This is a genomic window from Sodalis sp. RH24 (genome assembly GCF_047324145.1).
GTDB lineage: Bacteria > Pseudomonadota > Gammaproteobacteria > Enterobacterales > Enterobacteriaceae > Acerihabitans.
Window position 1 is genome coordinate 1,411,227 of the sequence record NZ_CP178729.1, and the last position, 15,481, is coordinate 1,426,707.

A 15,481-nucleotide genomic window follows, 5' to 3' on the forward strand; every position below is an offset into this window, starting at 1 on the left:
TAGCTTTATTTATAGTCGGTCTAACCTTTAGAAAGCTCCGTCGTTCTTCTGACTGCGGTCATCACGCTGCGCTGCAACCCCGCGGCAAAATCGCTGTTGTTGAGTTCGTACAATCCGTTGATTCCCACACCGGCAGGCGAATTGTTGATGTCCATCAGTTGACGCGGATGCCTCCCGCTGGCTTTCAGCATTTCCACGCCGCCGATCAGATTCTCCCAAACCACTTTACTGGCCTGCGGCCGCGACAATCCGCTCAACACACCGGCATCCGTCAGCGATTCAATAAAGTAATACACATAATTCACCCCGGCGACGGCAAAACCGGTAAAGGCGTCAATGAGCCGTTCCTCGAGCAGCATCACTTTGCCGAAACTTTCCAGAAACGGCATCAGCGGCTCGGGTTGCACGTGCGGGTTGAACACCACGCCACTGTAGCCAAAACCCGTGTCAGTCAGGGTGTTGGGAATGGTGCGCACAATCGGGCGGGTAGCCCCGAACAATGTGCCCAGGCGTTCAAGGGTAACGCCCGCAATGATCGAAATGATGGTCGCCTGCGGCGAGGCGAGCTGGCAGATATGCTTCGCCACGCCGGCAATATCGTCCTGCGGACGGACGCCAAGCACGATGTATTCCGCCGCCGCCAGCGCTTCGCCGTCATTCAGCGGCGAAGCAAGCTGATAACGCTCGCGCAGCGCGGCAATGCGCCCGGCATCAATATCCATAAGCGTAATCTGGCTGGCCGAAACGGCCTGGCGGCTCAGGGCTGCGCGAATAATCGCTTCCGCCATCTGACCGGCGCCGACAAAATGAATCTGACTCATAATTGACTCCGTAAAAATGAAAACAGTGTGAGAATTAGTCTTTCAGCAATCTGTTCACCAGCGTTGCCCATATACCGATGCCCAGCGGGATAAGATCGTCGTTAAAGTCATAACGCGCGTTATGCAGGGAAGCAGAAGGGGTTGCGCCATCGGCGCCCAGCCAGAAATACGCGCCGGGACATCGCTCAAGCAGATAGCCGAAATCCTCCGCCGCCATCGACGGCGCATTATTGAAATGCACCCGCGTCACGCCGGGGGAATGCAGCGCCGCCGCGCGCACCGCTTCCGCCTGCTCCGGATGATTTTTTGTCACCGGATAACCCCATTCCCAGCGGACCTCGCCTCGCACGCCATAGGGCAACGGCACGGCGTTGACGTACTCTTCAATCAGCCGCCAGCAGGTGACGCGCGTTTCGTTGCTCAGGCAGCGCAATGTACCGGACATATGCAGCGTTTCGGGAATCACGTTGATAGCCTCCCCCGCCTGAAGCTGCGTCAGGCTGATCACCGTTTGTTCCAGCGGCGATAAGCGGCGTGAAATCAGGCTTTGCAGCGACAAAATAAGTTGCGCGCCGGCAACCACCGGATCGGCGCCTAGCTCCGGCATGGCGGCATGGCAGCCTTTTCCGGTCAGCGTGATATAGAAATTATCCTGGGAGGCCATCATCGGCCCCTGGCTAACGGCGACGTCGCCGACCGGCAAACCCGGCCAGTTGTGCAGCGCGTAAACACTGCTCATCGGAAAGCGTTCAAACAGCCCTTCATCCACCATCATCTTCCCGCCGCCGGCATTTTCTTCAGCAGGCTGGAAAATGAAATGCACCGTGCCGCGGAAATGACGGTTTTCACTCAGATGACGCGCCGCGCCAAGCAAAATGGCGGTATGTCCGTCGTGACCGCAGGCGTGCATCAGGGCAGGGTTTTGCGAGATATGAGCAAAATCATTCAGTTCCTGAATCGGCAGCGCATCGATATCCGCGCGTAAGCCAATCGATGGCCCTGCGCCGTTGCGCAGCGTCGCCACAATACCGGTTTCGGCAATGCCGCTGTGTACTTCCAGGCCGAAGGACAACAGACGCTCGCTGATTTTCCTGGCGGTACCGTGTTCTTTCAGACCCAGCTCAGGCCGGGCGTGGAATTCACGGCGCAACTGTTTTGCCTGGTCGATAATGTGTTGGGAAATGACGACCATAGATCCTCTGTGGTGATCTGCATTGATATATCGGTTTTTTCACAAATCCGGCGACAACGTCACAGCGTCTGTTTTTTACCGAAGTAAATACGTGCCAGCCCTTCTTTCGTCACTTCAACCGCATGTTCCGCGCTGAGCGAGACGTGCCGTTCAATTAACTGCGCGCCTTTGACAGCATCGCGGTGACGCAGCGCGGAGATAATGTCGACATGTTCATCGTAGGCGTTAATCCGGCGACTTGGCGTTTCCAGATCGATACGGCGGAAGAAACGGATGAGTGAGTTGAGGCTGTCGAGCATCTCGTACAGACGCGAGTTATGCGAGATGCGGGCAATTTCCATATGGAACTTCTCATCGGCTTTGGCTATTTCCGTCCAGTCAGTGATCTCACCGGCGTCCGGCTGTTTGTCGCTGATCGCTTCCCAGATAGCGGCGGTCACGGCGATTTCTTCATCCGTCGCGCGCTGGCAGGCAAAGCGGAATGTCGCCTGCTCAATCACCATGCGTACTTCATATAATTCGCGCACGCCTTCCGGCGTAATGTCACGGGCATAAAATCCGCGATTGGGGACAAAACGCATAAAACCCTCTTTCGACAGGCGGTTCAGCGCTTCCCGTACGGGTGTTCTTGACACACCGAGCTGGCCGGACAGCTCGACCTCATTAACACGTTCGCCCGGTCGGAAGTGGTAGTCGATAGCCAGTAGTTTGACCTTCTCGTAAACCTTCTCAACGCTGTCGGCACTGCGGGGCTTTTTCTTTGGAACAATCACTGAGTCTCCTGTTGCGCTTAATTTTTTTGCTGACACCGTGCTAATACTCAATATTTAACATTGCAGCAGATATTCAATAATAGGTAATGTTTAAAGTGATATCACAGGAATAAACTTCACTCAACACATGATTGCATACACTTTTGCGTTCACTTTAATTAATACTTATATATCAGGTAATTAATAACAATATGTTATTTAAGCCTATTATTTATCCATTAATTATCAAGTTGCACTATTGCAGTGCGACTGTTGCTCTAAAAAAGTGAAGAAATAGTCCTGTCGCGGAAAGAGATATTTTAAATCTGGATAAATGAATCATAGCGCCCTGCCCGGTTTAACCTTTTTTATTACACCTTTTTCCGTTGTTTTCCTTCATTATTTGATCTTTTTGCCCCACCCTTCACGCGTTGTTTTTTTAATAAGTGTACACATGGCATAAAACTTGCCTTTGAACATAAGTGTATTCACTTGTTTATTCACTTTATCGTAGTACTAAAAGCTCCGGAGAACCCTAATGAAAACCCGCTTTCGCCGTATCGTTATTCTGTCTGCGTTGACCAGCCTGCCGTTGCTGAGCGCCGTTCCTCCCGCTTTAGCCGATATCAAACTGGGCGCCATCCTGCCCTTAACCGGTACCAGCGCCAGCATTGGTGAAGATCAGCGTCGTGGTATTGAACTGGCCGTTGAGAAGCTCAATGCCAAAGGCGGCGTCGCGGGACAAAAGCTGGATGTGGTGGTGGAAGACTCGGCGGGAAGCCCGGTAACAGGGCTGAATGCGGTCAGGAAACTCACCCAGGTGGATAAAGTGCCCTTGGTCGTGGGCGATTTTTCCTCAAGCGTCACCATTCCCATCGGCCAGTATCTGGTGAAGAACAATCTGGTCCACATCAACATTTCCGGCACCAGCGCGGATGTACGAAAAATTGGCCAATCCTCTTACAGCGTGATCGGCCTGGATGATCTTTCCGCCCGTTTTTCCGCCGATGACGTGTGGAAACAGGGTTATCACAATGTCGCTTTTATCGCGCCGGATGGCGCTTACGGCCAGGGCATGGCGCAGCAGTTCAGGCAGGCGTTTGAAAAGCTGGGCGGTAAAGTGACGGCGAAAGTGCTGTACGCCAGCGGCCAGCCTTCCTACCGCCGCGAACTGGAGCAACTATCCCGCGCCAAACCTGACGCCTATGTCTACACCAGCTACGGCCAGGACGCCATCGTCCTGAACCGTGAAGCCTGGGAACTGGGCATGGGCAAAACGCCGTGGTATGGCATGTATCTGACCATGGCGATTGCCGATTCACCGGCGCAATACACCAACGGGCAGATCGGCATGGAAGTGTCCGGCATGGCGCAAAAAACCGACGGCCAGAGTTACGGCGACAACTATCAGCAGCGTTTCCACGAAAAACCCCGTTCCGTCTACGGCAGCTACGCCTATGACAGCATCATGCTGGCTGCGGCGGCCATCGATAAAGCCCACGACGCCAGCCCGGCGGCGCTGATCGCCGCCATGAAAACGGTCGCGCCGACATTTACCGGCATAACCGGCACGCTGAATCTGGACGCTGATAATCAGCGCCAGACCCAACCTTACCTGAAGGTGAAAGCCTTTAACGGCGAACCCGTAGCGCGCTAAGGTCACCGGCCGCGATCGTTTCCTTGTGTCATTTTGTTCAGGAAAGCATCATGTTGCAGTTTATTGTTGATACGCTAATCCGCACCGCCGATTTGTCCCTGGTCGCGCTCGGGCTGAGCCTGGTCTACGGTTTGGTACGGTTTGCCAATATCGCCCATGTACAGTACGCCATGGTCGGGGCCTTCCTGACCGCCGGCGGCATGAAAATGGGCATGCCTTTTTCGCTGGCGGTGTTGTTTTCAGCGCTGTCGTGCGGCATTTTAGCCGTGCTGCTGCATCACTGGGTGTTTCAGCGCCTGCTTAACGCCGGGGCGGCGAATGCCATGATAGGCTCCCTCGCCGTCTCGATGGTCATGATTGCACTGATATTAGGCGTCGAGGGATCGGCGCCCGTCAGCTATCACCTGCCGATCGGCAATACCTGGCAGTGGGGCGAAATCCGCATTTCCGCTGACGAATGCTGGAGCCTCGTCGCCACGGTCGCCATCATTCTTATCTTCAACTTTTTACTGTTTTTCACCCCGCAGGGGCGTTCCATTCGCGCGCTGGCCAGTAACCGCGAGCTGGCGGCGGCATCCGGTCTGAATGCCAAAGCCATCATCCACACCGTCAATATGATCGCCGGCATGATCGCCGCCGTCGGCGGCGCGTTGATCGCCATGAACGGCAGCGCCTATATCAACCAGGGAAATGACCTGATGCTACCGGTACTGGCAGCCGCCATTCTCGGCGGGCTGGGCAACCCGATGGGCGCCATTTTCGGCGCGCTGCTGATTGCCGTGACGGAAACACTGGTCACCAACATTAACTGGGGATGGCTGTATGGCGAGGAAATGGTGTTTATGCCAACTACCTGGATTAACGCGGCGTCGTTCGTGATGCTGCTGCTGGCCCTGCTGCTACGCCCTTATGGCTTATTCAACCGGGAGGTGCGCCGTGTCTGAATTTCTGTTGCATATTTTCTGCATCGCCGGCATTTACGCGATGATTGCGCTGGCGCTTAACCTGCAGGCCGGTTATGCCGGTTTGCTCAACTTCGGTCATATCGCGTTTGTCGGTATCGGGGCTTACGCCATCGGGATCGGCAGCCAGTTTTCCTTGCCTTTATGGCTGGTGATCCCGGCCGGGATCGTGCTGGCCATGATGGTCTGCGCCGTCATGGCGCTGCTCGGGCGTCAGCTTTCCGCCGATTACTGGGGGATCGCCACGCTGGCGCTGGCGGAAATCATCCGTATTGCGGTGATCAACGAAGAAGGACTGACCGGCGGCGGCCAGGGGATCGGCAACATTTCTGCGCCGTGGTCTACGGGTCTGCAACAACAGGATGTACTGATCTTCACCGTGCTGGTCCTGCTGTGTATCGCGCTTTGTACTGTTATCTCTGTACGCGTGGGCAACAGCCGGTTCGGGCGTGCTTTACGGCTGATGCGCGAACAGCCGCAACTGGCGATGTGCCTGGGATATTCACTGCTGTGGCTCAAATGCCGGGCACTGATGTGCAGCGCGGTAATGTGCGCTATCGCAGGGATGTTGCTTGCCTGGTACACCAACTACGTCAGCCCGGATTACCTGCTTTCTTCCGAAACCTTCCTTATCTGGAGCATGGTGATGATCGGCGGCATCGGCAATGTGCGCGGGGTGCTGGCTGGGGTGGTGGTGGTCGAAGGGTTATACAACTTTATTCCCTTCGCCAAAGACTGGCTGCAGATGAGTTCTGATCTGACCGGCGCGCTGCGCCTCGGGCTGGTGGGGCTGGTGATGCTGATCGGATTGTTACTGCGTCCGGGCGGTATTCTGCCTGAAAAGCTGAGGATCATGCCATGACGATATCTCTGTTCGTGGACAACATCAGCAAAGCCTTCGGGGGCAATCAGGTGCTGAAATCGGTCACGTTTAGCCTGCAAAAAGGCGAGATCCTGGGGCTGCTGGGGCCGAACGGTTCCGGAAAAAGCACCCTGCTCAACGCGATCTCCGGGTTTACCGCCATCGACAGCGGCACGATTACCGCCGGCGCAGAGCGCATCGACAAAATGCCCCCACACCGCATCATCAGGGCAGGCATTGCGCGCACCTTCCAGCTCCCGGCCATGCCGGCGAAAATGACGGTCATGGAGGTGGTGATGGCCGCCGGCACCCGTCATCACGGTATCTGGAACGGGCTATTTTCACTGCCTTCCGGGCGGCGGGCTGAGAGGAAAGATCAGATGAAAGCCACCGGATTGCTCGACACACTGCTATTGACCAAAGTACGGGATCTGCCCGCTGCGGCGCTTTCCGGCGGCCAGAAAAAACTGCTGGGCATTGCCTGTGCGCTGATGGGCGATCCGGACATCCTGATGCTTGACGAACCGATGGCCGGCGTACACCCGACACTGCGTCAGGAGTTGGTGGCGACGCTGCAAACCCTTAGCGGCAACGGTATTTCACTGGTTATCATCGAGCATGATATGCACTTTATAACATCGCTTTGCGAGCGTTGCATTGTGCTGGATCGCGGGCATATCGTCGCCAGTTGCCATCCTGATGATTTATCTAAAAACCAGGAAGTGCTGGATGCCTATCTCGGCGGCGCAAGCCGAGCCCTGAAGGAGGCCGTATGATCAGAATTCATGATGTCGTCGCCGGTTACACCCCGGGCGTGGATATTCTGCAGGGCATTTCGCTGGACGTTTCCCAGGCGGAAATCGTCACCCTGCTCGGGCCGAACGGCTGTGGGAAATCCACCCTGCTCAAATGCATCGCCGGGTTTCTGACGCCGCGCCATGGCGAAGTTCGCCTTAACGGCGAGGAAACCGGCACCATCCCGATCCACCGCAAAGTCCGCGAATGCTCGCTGGGTTTTGTTCCGCAGCTCGATAATGTGTTCAACAGCCTGAGCGTGGCGGAAAATCTGCAAACCGGCGGCCAGTTTTTGCCGCCGGCCAAACGTAAACGGCGCATGGAACAACTCTGCGAAATGTATCCTTTGTTGCGGAAAAAATGGCAGGCGCCGGCCTCGGCGCTGTCCGGCGGCGAACGGCAGATTCTGGCCCTCACCCGCGCGCTGATGCCCGAACCGGCCATTTTGCTGCTGGATGAGCCTTCAGCCGGGCTGTCACCGAAAATGCTCGACGAAGTATTCAGCGCGATTCAGGCCATCCGCCAGCTGGAAAAAGTCACTATTCTGATGGTCGAGCAAAATGCGATGGAAGCCCTGCATATCTCCGACCGCGCCTATATTCTTGCGCTCGGCAACGTCGCGCTGACCGGCAATGCCCGTGATTTACTTAGCGATACGCGCATGAGCGAACTCTACTTTGGAGGGCGCACCGCGTAAACCATGCTTTTATCCTCCACCCCATGTTCAACGACGCCAATACAAACAGATTGGGAGAATAGGCTATGTCTCAGTTAACCCCGGTGATCGATCACGCGGTGATCAATGTTGACGATCATCTTGACGACGCGCGGGCGTTATTTCTCCGCCTGGGATTTCAGTTGACCGCACGCGGGCATCACTCGATGGGTTCGAGTAATCATCTGGCGATTTTTGGCGAAAACTACCTGGAACTGCTGGGCTATGAACAAGATAACACCGGCGCCGCTAAAGGTTTGTGGCAACCGCCGTTGGGCTTAGCCGGTCTGGTCTGGAAAACGGGCGATGCCGGTGCGGCCTTTCGGCAGTTACAAGCCTGCCGGTTGGCAGCCGAGCCGCCGACCGCTTTTTCCCGCCGGGTTACCCTGCCCGATAGCCGCATTGTTGAAGCCCGGTTTTGCATCACCCGTATCGATGCCCGCCGGATTCCCAACGGTTTCAGTTTTTTCTGCCAGCATCTGACGCCCGATGCGGTATGGCAGCCAGCGTGGCGGCAACATCCGAATGGCGTGCAGGATCTTTGCGGGTTTGTGATGGTGGCGGACGATACGGAAAACGCCATGCAGATCTATGCGCAGCTGTTCGGGCCGCAACATGCGTTCAGCAAAATGGGCGGGGAATATTTCCTGCAGGCGGGGAAAACCCGGCTGCGGTTTATCACTCCCGAGCAAGCCAGACAGGCGTTTATCGCCCTGCCGGAGGATTACGCCGGGGAAACGAGAATGAGCGCACTGGAGTTTCGGGTATCGTCCCTGGCACAGGTAAGAGCCGTCCTGGAGAAAGGAGATATCCGGTTCAGCGCAACCCATAACAGGGTTGTTGTTTCCCCGGCCGCGGCATTTAAGGTCACACTGAGTTTTCGCGAATAAGTTGTAAGGCGCAGGCATTCAACACAAGGCCGCCCAGGGCGATTACTGGTCATGACAAATATCAATATATTGATATGTATGAATTTTAATTCTTGGCGTAAAAATTGCTTATCATCCTGTCAGGTTCTACACAACTGCGAACAGGCCAATGTCTTTATTTTATAAAAATCCCATTATCCACGCCGACTATGCCGACCCGGATATCATCAGGACCGGCGGCGATTTTTGGCTGGTGTCGTCCAGTTTTAATCACGTTCCCGGCCTGCCCCTGCTGCACTCGCGCGACTTGATCCACTGGACGCTGGTCAACCATGTGGTGCCGCGGCTGCCGTTTGCCAGCTATAACGCAGTGCAACCCGGCAAGGGCATCTGGGCCCCCAGTATTCGTTATCATGCCGGGCGCTATTGGGTTTTTTTCAGTACCCCGGACGAGGGTATTTTTGTCTGTCACAGCACCGATCCGCTGGGGGAATGGAGCGCGCCGCATTGCCTGCAAAAAGTGTCCGGCTGGATCGATCCCTGCCCGTTCTGGGATGACGACGGCCGCGCATGGCTGGTCCATGCCTTCGCCTATAGCCGCAGCGGCATCAAAAATAAGCTTCAGTTAATCGAGATGACGCCAGATGCCTCGCGTTTGCTGGATGACGGGCAGATTATTTTTGACGGCACGCCCTCCCATCCGACGCTTGAGGGGCCAAAGCTGTACAAACGCGCAGGCGAATACTGGATATTCGCTCCGGCCGGCGGAGTAAAACGCGGCTGGCAAACCGTGCTGCGCGCCGCCCGCCTTCAGGGGCCGTGGGAAAGTCGCGATGTACTGCACCAGGGCGACACCTCTGTTAACGGTCCACATCAGGGGGGCTGGGTGGCGCTGGAGAATGGCGAGGATTGGTTTCTCCATTTTCAGGATAAAGGCCTGTATGGCCGGATAGTTCATTTGCAGCCGCTGCGTTGGCTCGACGACGGCTGGCCGCTGATCGGCGAGACCAGCGACGAACCCGGCAAAGGGCAACCGGTGCTCATACATCCGATACCCGATTTGCCTTACTGCCCCGGCGAAATCCAGTCCAGCGATGATTTTGCCGACGGCCGCCCCGGTAAGCAGTGGCAATGGCAGGCCAATCCCGCTGACGACTGGATAAGCCCCGGCCGGCCGGGGCTACGGCTGCGCTGCGCGCCCTTAGCTGCCTGGAATGGCGTACCGGCGTTATATACGACGCCACAGCTCCTGCTGCAGAAATTTCCAGCCGTCCGTTTTTCCGTGTGCTGCGGCGTTACCCCGCACTTTCTGCAACCCGGGGATGAAGGCGGGCTGATGGTTTATGGAGAACGCTACGCCGCGCTGACGCTGTATCTAGAACAAAAGCGCCTATGGCTTGGCTTGCGCCATGGCTGGATAAGCGAGCGCGGTATCTTGACGGAGCACAGGGTGCCGGTCGCTGATGTCACCGATTATCGGCTTTTGGCGCTGGCCTGCGATGTCGGCGATGACGGGATTTGCCATTTCCGCTATCACGCCGCAGGGCAGGCCTGGGCAACGGTATCGCCACGGTTTTCCGCCGGCGCGGGAAAATGGGTCGGCGCTAAAATGGGTATCTATGCGGCTTCAACGAATCACCATTCCAACGGAAATATCCACTTTGACTATTTTACAGTTAAGAAAAAATAACGCCGGGGGCGGTAAATCCGCCCCACAGACGCTACAGCCCAAGGGATAAGCGATGGTAAATATGTTCGGACTGCCGGCGTATCCGCGCCTCATCGCCGGTTAAACGCATTGCAATGGAAAAGGCAAAATCGAACGCCGTCCCCAGCCCCCGTCCACTTAATAAATTACCGTCTTCCACTACCGGGGCGTCGACATACACGCCGTCAGTAACGGTAGCCGACAAAGTGCCGGAACAGACATAACGGCGTCCTTTTAACAGCTTATGCGGGGCAAGGACGCGTGCGGCCGCTGAGCATAGCGGGCAAAGCCATTTTCCCGCATTATCATGGCGACGAATAAAATCGATCGCGGCCTGGTTCTCAGCGAGGTTTTGCGCCCCGAGGGGGCCGCCTGGGATCACGACCGCGTCGTACAGCGCCGTTGGACTTTCGCTGATTAACGCATCAGCCGTTACATGCAGGCCGTGGTAGCTGACCAGCGTGCGAGTGGCACAGCAGGCCAGCATGGTTACCGCTATATCAAGCCGCTTTAGCACATCAAGGATAATAATCGCCTCGGCCTCTTCAAATCCCGGCGCCAATAATAGCGCCACCTGTTTTACTCTCATAGCGTTTGGGTGGGCCGCTCACCCACCCCCTTTATCAGAATAAATAATAGCGAATTCCTAAACGGAACCGCACCTGATTATCATTATTTTGATCCTGGTCCAGCCATGCCACTTCCGCATAGGGCATCCAATGCTGATTAACACGGTAACGGGCGACAATGCTCGGTTCCCAATGGGTTTTTTTACCATTGGAAGCATAATAATCGCCGGTATTAATGAAAAACTCAGGATTAAGCTGTAGCCATAATTTATCCGTGGCCTGATAGTTCAGGAACAGATCAATTTGATGACTATCATTATAATCCATTTCATTATTATAGTCCCTTTCCTGGTGGGTCATGTGATTATAACGATAACGCGTTGATACATTAAAAACTTTACTGAATTTATAATCCAGGCTGACATAGGGCGCCAGTTTGGTGCCGCCACTATCAATATCCGTTAAGCCACCTGGGGTAATACTCCATTTATCGGCTAAAGGTACCGGATACCATCCCTCATATTCCTGAAAAGAACTTCTCAACTGACCGAAATCCTGGCCCAAATCATACATTGACGAGACCAGCACACCAGCCCCATTATCAAAAATATGACCGGCGCCAATTTTATACTGGTTTTTCTCTGATGCGGTGGTATGTGCATAACGGTTGTCGATCCAGGTAGCGGATGCCATGGCGTTCAGGGTACAGCAGGCCACAGGCAGACCTATGGCCAGAAAAGTTATTTTTTTCATATTCTATCCTGCTCTTATTTTTGTTTGATCATTTGTGATAAACAGGGACCCACGGAAACAGCCATTCCGTGTATCAGCTTATTAAATGACAACGATATTGTTTATCTCATCAAAAAATTCATTACCTTATCCTTATCGGCTAAAAGAAATAAAGTTAAAACTTTTCGCCGACATGACAATAAAGCAATTGTTATGCCAGATTATTAATTTCTTTATTTACAATGGGTTATTTGTATATATCGTTATTTTTTCTACACTCCAAAAATAATACGCCCGCTATAACATTGTGTTTAAAAAACTCAGGGCAATCATCAACACTAAATTTGAACCTAATCACACTCAAATAATTTACTGTTAATAACAAAATGCTCAAGAACCTTTGCTGCCCCATCATGTTCGTTATTATCCGTCACCCAATCGGCCAGTGATTTTATTTCTGGCGCAGCATTGCCCATTGCCACCCCTACGCCGGCAAAGAAAAGCATTTCTTTATCATTTTGTTCATCGCCCACTGCGATAATATGCCTCGCTGGAATATCCAGACGTGCGGCCAAAGTTCGGCAGGCGGAACCTTTATGTACGCCCTTTTTCATCACTTCATAATAGTTAGGCTCACTGCGAACAAAATGATAGCATCCGGCGATATCCGCAGGGATCAATATCGGTAACGCGTCGATTTTTTCCTTTTGCTCGATAAACATCATTTTTGGCGGGCGGCGCGGCGTATTCTGCCAACCGTCTGGCAATGTCATCACCGGCAGTTGACTAAACAGATGCCCGCCCGCGTCTGAGGTGAGCGGAAAATCAGTCAGTAGCTGATTATTTTCGAGCATATAGCAGGCATACCCCAACCGCCGGCCGAGCTGACTCAATATCAGGACATCGCGGTGGTCGAGACATTCCTCGGCAATACACTGTCTTTGTTGCTGGCTCCAGATAATAGCGCCGTTACAGGCGATGACGTAACCAGGCATATCGCCCAACGGTAATTGCCGCAGCACATTGCGCACGCTGTCCAATGAACGTCCCGAGGCCAGGGCGATCGTGACGCCAAGCTTGGCTGCGCGCTGTACCGCGTCTTTGAACCGCGGGGTGAGTTTTTTTTGCGGGGTCAACGCCGTACCATCCAGATCAAAAACGACCAGGCGATAGCAGCTACCTCTCGCAGCAGCGGTTATGTCATTATCTGATGGCAAAGGGCTTCTCCTTGTAGCCAACGACTGAATTCCGCCAGTACACAGTCAGCCAGGCGCTGGGTTTCATGATTCAACGCGCCGGCGATGTGGCTGCTTAATTGGATATTCGGCAGTTGGTAGAGTGGCGAATCGGCCACGGGTGGTTCCGGTTTGGTGACATCCAGCAACGCGGTAAGGTCCGGGCGCCGGCTGAATACCTCAATCAGCTCCGGCTCATTCACCTGTAAGCCGCGCCCGGTATTGATAAACACCGCCCCAGGGCGCATGCGGCGAAACAAACTCCCATTCAGCACGCCGACATTATCGGGACGATTCGGCAGATGGTTGCTGATAACGAACGCCGTTTCAAACACCTGCTCCAGCGACACCGTCCGGCGCGCAGCGCGCGACGGCACGCTGACGACGTCAAGCTCGAATGGCGCCAGCAAGCCGGTTAACGTTTGTGCTATCGCTCCGGCGCCGAGCAATGCCACCTGTTCCCCATAAGCGCCGGGCGCAGGATGCCGGTTACTCAGGTCATCAAATACCGCGGGAGCGCCATAGTCGCGATGATTACGGAAATAGCCTTTGCAAGCCAGCAGGATCTGCGCCAGACAAAATTCCGCCACCGACACGGCGTTGGCCCGCCAGGCGCTGACCACGGTTATCCCCCGCGACAGCAATGGCGCTGAGAACGTTTGCGTCGTCCCGGCGGCGTAAAACACCGCTTTCAGTTTTGGTAATTGATCGAGCTGCCGTTCGCTCAGTGGAAACATTCCCCAACTTGAGAAGATCACCTCAACCTGCGCCAGCTTTGGTAATTCCTGCGCCAGCATATCCTGCGTCACGATACGCGGGTAAAGCCGGCATAGCGCGGAAAGCCGTTGCCAACGGCCACGGGAGAAAACGTGCAAAAATTTTTCAGGCTGGTTGGAAAAGCAGGCGGCGTGACAAAGCATATCCTGAGTCCATAAGTCATCCCCTCTTCGCATGAAAAGGGGATGGGGGTTAGACAATGCCGATGCCGGCGGCGGCGAAGCCAAGCACAATCAGCACAATAAGCACTTTGTTCGGGCTGACCTTTTTATTCAGCAGACGCAGGCAAACCAGCACCAGCAGGAGCGGAATCAACCCAACGCAAATTTTATCGAGGATCTCCTGCAACACGAACGGCTGCCCGGCAATGGTGGTTTTATACGTGGTGGTGAACTTTACCATCGAGGCGCTCATCGCCCCTACCATCATCAACCCCATGATGGAGGACGCCTTAGTGATGCACCCCAGCAGCCCAGATTGGGTGGCCTCGGCGATATATTTCGACCCGAGCCGGTAGCCCATGACCCCGCCGTAATATCGAATCAAATAGCTGGGAATGTTGTATATCAGCAGGAACAACAGCGGCCCGAGAGGGTTACCCTGCGAAGACAAGCCAATGGCTATGCCGGTGGCGATAATACGCAGCACGCCGTAAAAAAATGAGTCGCCTACACCGGCAAATGGACCCATCAGCGCCACTTTAATGCCGTTAATACTCGAGGTATCAAATACCGGATTACCGGCATTCTCCTTTTCCATCGATAACGTCAAACCCATAATAAACGGCGCCAGATGCTGGTTAGTATTGAAAAATTGGCTATTGCGCTTAAGCGCATCCAGATAGCGATGAGGCTCTGGATAGATTTTGCGCAGCATCGGCGCCAGCGCCCAGCCATAGTTCAAGCCCTCCATGCGGGTAAAATTCATCGCCCCCAGCAATTGGAATTGGCGGATAAATAACTGGCGGAACATTTTCTTTTCGTCTTTATCGCTGCTATAGGCGACAGTGTCTCTTATCTGGATATCAGTCATTAAAGAACCCATCCTTATCGTCGACGGAAACCGCATGCGCATTGCCGGCGTTTTGTTTGTTTAATTTGAGTTGATTGAATTCGTTAAAGCACAGGTAAACCGCTATGGAGGCGGCGATAATGGCGATACCCATGATCGGCAGTTTCAAATACGCCGCCAGCGCAAAACCAATAAAAAAGAAGGCGGCGATATTGCGATGCCAAAGCGCTCTAAGCAGGATGGCGAACCCCAGCGCCGGCAGGATGCCGCCCACCGCGGTCATGCCGCGCATCACGGTATCGGGGATGTTCTCCACCAGGCTGCGGATAACGTCGGTGCCGAACAGCACGCCGAAAAAGGCGATGATCGCAAACGGCACGCCATAAAACATCGTCATGCCAAAGGTCAGGCCCAGCGCCGCGCGATCATGGCCCTGTTCAAGCAGGGCGTCATATTTTTCCACCAGCGCGGTGTACACCAGCTTCAGCACCTGGTAGACAAACACCGCCAGCAGGCTTATCGGCAATGCCAGCGCCACGGCCACCGCCGGTTCGGCATGGGTCAGGATGGTAAAGGCGGTGGCCAGCACCGAACCCACCGCCAGATCGGCGGGCACCGAGCCGCCGATAGTGATGGTGCCGAGGAAAATCAGTTCCAGGCTGGCGCCGATAATGATGCCCTGCTGAAAATCGCCCAACACCAATCCCACCATGGCGCCGCAGACCAGCGGACGTTCGATTAACGGCTGGCCGAGGGTGTGGTCGAAGAATTTGGCGATATACATCACCAGAGCAACAAGTAATGCCGGAGTTAACATACTGTCC

At 54.7% G+C, this 15,481-nt stretch carries 16 protein-coding genes; 7 read left to right on the plus strand and 9 right to left on the minus strand.

Annotated elements, in window-relative coordinates:
* Nucleotides 1-20: 20 nt before the first annotated feature.
* The 3 genes from ACL2XG_RS06520 to ACL2XG_RS06530 are packed head-to-tail and all read right to left on the minus strand — an operon-like array spanning nt 21 to nt 2,786.
* The gene (locus tag ACL2XG_RS06520) at nt 21-821 is read right to left on the minus strand and encodes a pyrroline-5-carboxylate reductase family protein (protein ID WP_410015518.1); all 801 of its coding nucleotides are present in this window, start codon (nt 819-821) and stop codon (nt 21-23) included.
* A 34-nt stretch (nt 822-855) separates the two neighbouring features.
* Nucleotides 856-2,013 (minus strand): M20 aminoacylase family protein, encoded by a 1,158-nt coding sequence (locus ACL2XG_RS06525; protein WP_410015519.1) that lies wholly within the window; start codon nt 2,011-2,013, stop codon nt 856-858.
* 59 nt (nt 2,014-2,072) lie between these two features.
* Complete coding sequence (locus tag ACL2XG_RS06530) at nt 2,073-2,786, minus strand: GntR family transcriptional regulator (protein ID WP_410015520.1); 714 nt, start codon at nt 2,784-2,786, stop codon at nt 2,073-2,075.
* 517 nt (nt 2,787-3,303) lie between these two features.
* On the opposite strand from ACL2XG_RS06530, the gene ACL2XG_RS06535 reads away from it, so the two are divergent.
* The 7 genes from ACL2XG_RS06535 to ACL2XG_RS06565 all read left to right on the plus strand — a co-directional run bounded on the left by ACL2XG_RS06535 (nt 3,304) and on the right by ACL2XG_RS06565 (nt 10,315).
* Nucleotides 3,304-4,422 carry an ABC transporter substrate-binding protein gene (locus tag ACL2XG_RS06535; RefSeq protein WP_410015521.1) on the plus strand — a complete coding sequence of 373 codons (1,119 nt, stop codon included), beginning with the start codon at nt 3,304-3,306 and terminating at the stop codon, nt 4,420-4,422.
* A gap of 50 nt (nt 4,423-4,472) precedes the next feature.
* A complete protein-coding gene (locus tag ACL2XG_RS06540; protein WP_410015522.1) occupies nt 4,473-5,366 on the plus strand; it encodes a branched-chain amino acid ABC transporter permease in 894 nt (297 codons plus the stop codon).
* Entirely contained in the window at nt 5,359-6,246 is an 888-nt protein-coding gene (locus tag ACL2XG_RS06545) for a branched-chain amino acid ABC transporter permease (protein WP_410015523.1), read from the plus strand. Before ACL2XG_RS06540 ends, ACL2XG_RS06545 begins: the two co-directional genes overlap by 8 nt.
* Complete coding sequence (locus ACL2XG_RS06550) at nt 6,243-7,022, plus strand: ABC transporter ATP-binding protein (protein WP_413722562.1); 780 nt, start codon at nt 6,243-6,245, stop codon at nt 7,020-7,022. The genes ACL2XG_RS06545 and ACL2XG_RS06550 overlap by 4 nt, the downstream gene beginning before the upstream one ends.
* A complete protein-coding gene (locus ACL2XG_RS06555; protein ID WP_413722561.1) occupies nt 7,019-7,738 on the plus strand; it encodes an ABC transporter ATP-binding protein in 720 nt (239 codons plus the stop codon). The genes ACL2XG_RS06550 and ACL2XG_RS06555 overlap by 4 nt, the downstream gene beginning before the upstream one ends.
* A 65-nt stretch (nt 7,739-7,803) precedes the next feature.
* The gene (locus ACL2XG_RS06560; protein WP_413722560.1) at nt 7,804-8,646 is read left to right on the plus strand and encodes a VOC family protein; all 843 of its coding nucleotides are present in this window, start codon (nt 7,804-7,806) and stop codon (nt 8,644-8,646) included.
* 148 nt (nt 8,647-8,794) lie between these two features.
* The gene (locus ACL2XG_RS06565) at nt 8,795-10,315 is read left to right on the plus strand and encodes a glycoside hydrolase 43 family protein (protein WP_413722559.1); all 1,521 of its coding nucleotides are present in this window, start codon (nt 8,795-8,797) and stop codon (nt 10,313-10,315) included.
* Nucleotides 10,316-10,346: 31 nt separating this feature from the next.
* On the opposite strand, the gene ACL2XG_RS06570 is transcribed toward ACL2XG_RS06565, so the two are convergent.
* From ACL2XG_RS06570 to ACL2XG_RS06595, 6 genes are all read right to left on the minus strand, one after another.
* A complete protein-coding gene (locus tag ACL2XG_RS06570) occupies nt 10,347-10,922 on the minus strand; it encodes a DJ-1/PfpI family protein (protein ID WP_413722558.1) in 576 nt (191 codons plus the stop codon).
* 34 nt (nt 10,923-10,956) lie between these two features.
* The gene (locus tag ACL2XG_RS06575) at nt 10,957-11,655 is read right to left on the minus strand and encodes an oligogalacturonate-specific porin KdgM family protein (protein WP_413722557.1); all 699 of its coding nucleotides are present in this window, start codon (nt 11,653-11,655) and stop codon (nt 10,957-10,959) included.
* Between the two features lie 329 nt (nt 11,656-11,984).
* A complete protein-coding gene (locus tag ACL2XG_RS06580; protein ID WP_413722556.1) occupies nt 11,985-12,851 on the minus strand; it encodes a Cof-type HAD-IIB family hydrolase in 867 nt (288 codons plus the stop codon).
* Nucleotides 12,830-13,789: a hydroxyacid dehydrogenase gene (locus ACL2XG_RS06585; RefSeq protein WP_413722555.1), complete on the minus strand. Its 960-nt coding sequence runs from the start codon at nt 13,787-13,789 to the stop codon at nt 12,830-12,832. The genes ACL2XG_RS06580 and ACL2XG_RS06585 overlap by 22 nt, the downstream gene beginning before the upstream one ends.
* Before the next feature lie 49 nt (nt 13,790-13,838).
* Complete coding sequence (locus ACL2XG_RS06590; protein WP_410015532.1) at nt 13,839-14,678, minus strand: PTS system mannose/fructose/sorbose family transporter subunit IID; 840 nt, start codon at nt 14,676-14,678, stop codon at nt 13,839-13,841.
* On the minus strand, nt 14,671-15,474 hold the full coding sequence (locus ACL2XG_RS06595; protein WP_410015533.1) for a PTS mannose/fructose/sorbose/N-acetylgalactosamine transporter subunit IIC: 804 nt from the start codon (nt 15,472-15,474) through the stop codon (nt 14,671-14,673). The genes ACL2XG_RS06590 and ACL2XG_RS06595 overlap by 8 nt, the downstream gene beginning before the upstream one ends.
* Between the last annotated feature and the right edge of the window lie 7 nt (nt 15,475-15,481).